Source organism: Chromohalobacter sp. 296-RDG, assembly GCF_029889885.1.
GTDB lineage: Bacteria > Pseudomonadota > Gammaproteobacteria > Pseudomonadales > Halomonadaceae > Chromohalobacter.
The window spans coordinates 1-3,660 of sequence record NZ_JARANY010000120.1 but is presented as its reverse complement, the minus strand read 5'-3'; the positions used below and the strand labels follow the sequence as shown (position 1 = coordinate 3,660).

The following is a 3,660-nucleotide window of genomic DNA, read 5'->3' as shown; positions in this document are numbered from 1 at the left end:
GTCGGCGACCAGGTCGTCGTCTACGCGCTGCCGGAGGACGAAGACGAGTAACGACCGTCAGTAAGTGGTAGAGAGCAATATAGAAGTAAAGTAGAAAGCAGACGGGGTGGGTCCCATGGACCCACCCCGTTTTTGTTGGCTCGCGTCTTTGTGGTCGGGCCTTTTTAGCCTTGCGCGTTAAGGCTATATCGCGTTCATGGCGAGACGACGCCGGCCAGATGTTCATAGAGCACGGCGACGCCAATGGCGATGAGGATCAGGCCGCCCAGTACCTCAGCCCATTTGCCGACAACGGTGCCGATAGCACGACCGAGCAGCGTGCCGAAGGTGACCATCAAGGCCGTCGCCAGGCCGATGGCCAGGGACGCCACGACGATATTGATATCCGTCAGCGCCAGCGTAATACCCACTGCCATGGCGTCGATGCTGGTGGCCAGAGCCGTGACAGCAATCAGCCATATGGACTTGTCTTCCTGCTGGGGTCCGGCGACCTTGATCGCCTCGGCACCGCCGTTCTTTAATCCTTCCCAGATCATGTGCCCGCCCAGCAACGCCAGCATGGCAAAGGCAATCCAGTGGTCGATCCCGGAGACGAAACGCATCGCGACATGACCCAGCGCCCAGCCGAACAGCGGCATGATCGCCTCTACCGCGCCAAACACAATGCCGATACGTAGCGCGCTGATGAAGCGCACCTTGCTCAGCTCGGCGCCCCGGCCAATGGAAGCGGCAAAGGCGTCTGTCGACATGGCGAATGCCAACAGAATCAACGACGCAGGATTCATGTGATCTCCATACTGCACAGAAGGCGATGCTGATAATGCATCTTCACTCCCAAAACCTGATCATTTTTGTCAACTTTTCGAACAGCCTATACCCGACACACCTGAATAACAATAACTACCTGAAAATAAAGCAAAAATTAACCAGGATTGATCAGTATCGTGGCGGTTAATACTCTGCGAGCATGCTTCGAATGAATAACCAGGGTTTAACAATCCCTTGCGATTTATAGGGAAAGACAAATGCGCTGCGACGTTTCCGCGCAATATCTGAAAAACGCTTGGCATATCATCGCCATATCGCACACTCTGAAGACCGTTTCGACGTGACGGGGATATCGCCATGCAAGCATTTTCGACTCGCCATCAGGTCCTCGGCCTGATCGGCTGGCTGGTGGTCAGCTTCATTACGGCAGGGGTCGGTGCCATCGCCTCAGTGGATGCCACGCAGTTCTACGCTGAACTCACACAGCCCAGTTGGGCGCCACCCGCCGGCGCCTTCGGCCCGGTGTGGACGACGCTCTTTGCCTTGATGGGGTTCGCCGCATGGCTGGTCTGGCGGGAAGGTGGCTGGAAACGGCACCAGGGCGTTCTGACGCTATTCATCGTGCATCTTGCTATCAATGCACTCTGGAGTTGGCTGTTCTTCGTCTGGCACCAGGGAGCACTGGCTTTCGTCGAGGTCATCCTGCTGTGGGGCATGATCCTTGCCACCCTCATCACCTTCTGGCGCGTGCGACTACTGGCCGGACTACTGTTGGTGCCTTATCTAGCGTGGGTGTCGCTGGCCACAGCACTGACCCACACCGTCTGGCAGCTCAACCCGCAGTTGCTGGGATGAGCAGAGGGGATGTTGTCATCGCGCAGGGTCGTGCTTCCTGCCTGGTGTATCGGCCAATCCTGTCGCGGTCGAATTGGCCATTGAATGTCACGAGAAGCGCCATGGCTCAAGTTTAGGCCATGGCGCTCTTGATGCTTTCAATAGAGACTTCGGTTCTCATTTTTAGCGTCGTCGGCTCAAGCTCTTTTTCAGATAGGCAGTTCAGCCAGGCCTGTTGAGGTTCGGCGCAGAAAAACCGCTTTATTCCATCGCCCAGAAAGTTTTCTAGATCAACATGGTCATCGGGATATAGTAGCGCAAATGCCTTTTCTGCCTCACTGACATCCGACACTTCTCTCGCAGTGCACTTCAGGTAGAGACACATGAGATTGTTGGTCCCTCTCGCGCGCGTCGAGTCATAGAAAGTCATGAAGATCGAGCTATTGAAAACGATATTCTTGGAATGTTCCGCCTGAATCCAGGACGACCAGTAAAAGTTTAAATCCCTGTCCGGCAAGGCGGTTACGGGTGTATTCCATGGCACGTCGTTTTTCGACGTCGCTATGTTGGCATAGAGGTTGTTGCGAAGAATGTCAGCCGCTCGATTGGCCAGATCGATGTCGTTCATTACGGTCTCCCGGATTATGAGTATGCCGGTACGTGCGCTTGGAGGCGTCGCACCTTGCGCGTTGACCCATGAACAGCGTACGTACGACACCTACTTTCCTGAAAGCGATTTATATTGATACTTGGTATCGTGTTTAGAGATAGCTTCTCGATCAGGGAGACATGGCATGCAACTCAAATCGTTACGTTTATTCATGGCCGTGGCCGAAACCGGTAGCTTCGTGGCCGCCGCAGATCGGATGCATACGGTGCAGTCCAACGTGACGGCCCATCTCAAGAAGCTCGAGGAAGAACTCGGCGCCCAGCTCGTCCACCGGGCTGGCCAGACGCGCCTGACCTCTGCCGGGCGCGCGCTGGTGGCATATGCCGAGCGCATGCTGTCTGCGCATGATGAAGCGTTATCGCACTTCAAGGGCAGCGACAAGACACATGGCCAACTGCGAATCGGTGCCATGGAAACCACGACCGCGTTACGGCTCCCTCCGATCCTCACGGCGTATCATGCCGCTCATCCCGAGGTCGACATCACGCTACACACAGGCTCCACGGCGGAACTCATCGAGATGCTGATGGCAAGCCACGTCAATGGCGTATTCATCGCGGGAGGTCTCGAACATCGCCGTTATCATCTGCTCAAGGCTTTCAGCGAACGCCTCGTACTGGTCGGCCCTCGACCCATGGCCGCGATGCCCCACTCGGAAGAACTGATGGCTGCCGCCTTCCTCGCGTTTCGCCAAGGCTGTAGCTATCGCCAGCGCATCGAGTTGTTGCTGGCCTCCCATGGCGTCAACGCAGCGCGCATCTTCGAGTTCGGAAGCCTGGACGCCATGCTCGGCTGTGTCGCCGCCGGGATGGGCTATACCGTGCTCCCCTTGAGCACTATCAAAGCTCATCAGCATCGCTTTGGTATCCACTATATTGCCCTGCCGAAGCCTCTCGCGGAAATCGACACCTACTTCGCCGCGCCCGAGCCAGCCACCTGGACGCCCGCCCTGGCCCGCTTCGTCGACACCTTGCACCAAGCCGTAGACGTAGCCGAACCGCAGCGCGTCGAAGCCTGACAGTCGTCAGGCGAATATCATGCGCCGTTCACATGGAGGAATGCGCGTTCTATCCGATGCCTGTTAACGGCAAGATAAGATGTGCAGTATCTTGTACAGAAATATCCTTCACTCTATAATTGTACTGCATCCTGTACAGGCAAAGTTTCATGAGAATTATTTCTTTCACTGACGCACGCAACGGTCTCAAGGCAGTGCTGGATGGCGTGGTCAACGACGCCGACACCACTGTGATTACACGCCGTGATTCCGAGGATGCCGTCGTCATGTCGCTGGATTACTACAACAGCCTTATGGAGACAGTACATCTATTGCGCTCCCCTGCTAATGCTGAACACCTGAGTAAATCAATCGCGCAATACAAGGCAGG

Annotated in this window: 5 protein-coding genes; 3 read left to right on the top strand and 2 right to left on the bottom strand. The window is 55.9% G+C overall.

Annotated elements, in window-relative coordinates:
- Positions 1–194: 194 nt before the first annotated feature.
- The gene (locus OP495_RS16790) at positions 195–785 is read right to left on the bottom strand and encodes a manganese efflux pump MntP family protein (RefSeq protein ID WP_280564464.1); all 591 of its coding nucleotides are present in this window, start codon (positions 783–785) and stop codon (positions 195–197) included.
- 340 nt (positions 786–1,125) lie between these two features.
- Between OP495_RS16790 and OP495_RS16785 the strand changes: the two genes are divergently transcribed.
- A complete protein-coding gene (locus OP495_RS16785) occupies positions 1,126–1,623 on the top strand; it encodes a tryptophan-rich sensory protein (protein WP_280570879.1) in 498 nt (165 codons plus the stop codon).
- A gap of 112 nt (positions 1,624–1,735) precedes the next feature.
- Here the strand turns inward: OP495_RS16785 and OP495_RS16780 are convergent, their stop codons facing one another.
- Positions 1,736–2,230, bottom strand: a complete 495-nt coding sequence (locus OP495_RS16780; protein WP_280564462.1) for a hypothetical protein — start codon at positions 2,228–2,230, stop codon at positions 1,736–1,738.
- Between the two features lie 166 nt (positions 2,231–2,396).
- Here OP495_RS16780 and OP495_RS16775 point away from each other — a divergent pair, with 166 nt between their 5' ends.
- Together OP495_RS16775 and OP495_RS16770 are read left to right on the top strand one after the other, a co-directional pair.
- A complete protein-coding gene (locus tag OP495_RS16775; protein ID WP_280570877.1) occupies positions 2,397–3,290 on the top strand; it encodes a LysR family transcriptional regulator in 894 nt (297 codons plus the stop codon).
- A 149-nt stretch (positions 3,291–3,439) separates the two neighbouring features.
- Positions 3,440–3,660, top strand: a 221-nt coding sequence (locus OP495_RS16770) for a type II toxin-antitoxin system prevent-host-death family antitoxin (RefSeq protein ID WP_280570875.1), incomplete at its 3' end; no start/stop codon positions are given.

What these genes read in the sequence shown, in the direction of transcription:
- OP495_RS16790 (WP_280564464.1), bottom strand. Translation starts at nt 785, where the DNA reads ATGAATCCTGCGTCGTTGATTCTGTTGGCATTCGCCATGTCGACAGAC.
- OP495_RS16785 (WP_280570879.1), top strand. Translation starts at nt 1,126, where the DNA reads ATGCAAGCATTTTCGACTCGCCATCAGGTCCTCGGCCTGATCGGCTGG.
- OP495_RS16780 (WP_280564462.1), bottom strand. Translation starts at nt 2,230, where the DNA reads ATGAACGACATCGATCTGGCCAATCGAGCGGCTGACATTCTTCGCAAC.
- OP495_RS16775 (WP_280570877.1), top strand. Translation starts at nt 2,397, where the DNA reads ATGCAACTCAAATCGTTACGTTTATTCATGGCCGTGGCCGAAACCGGT.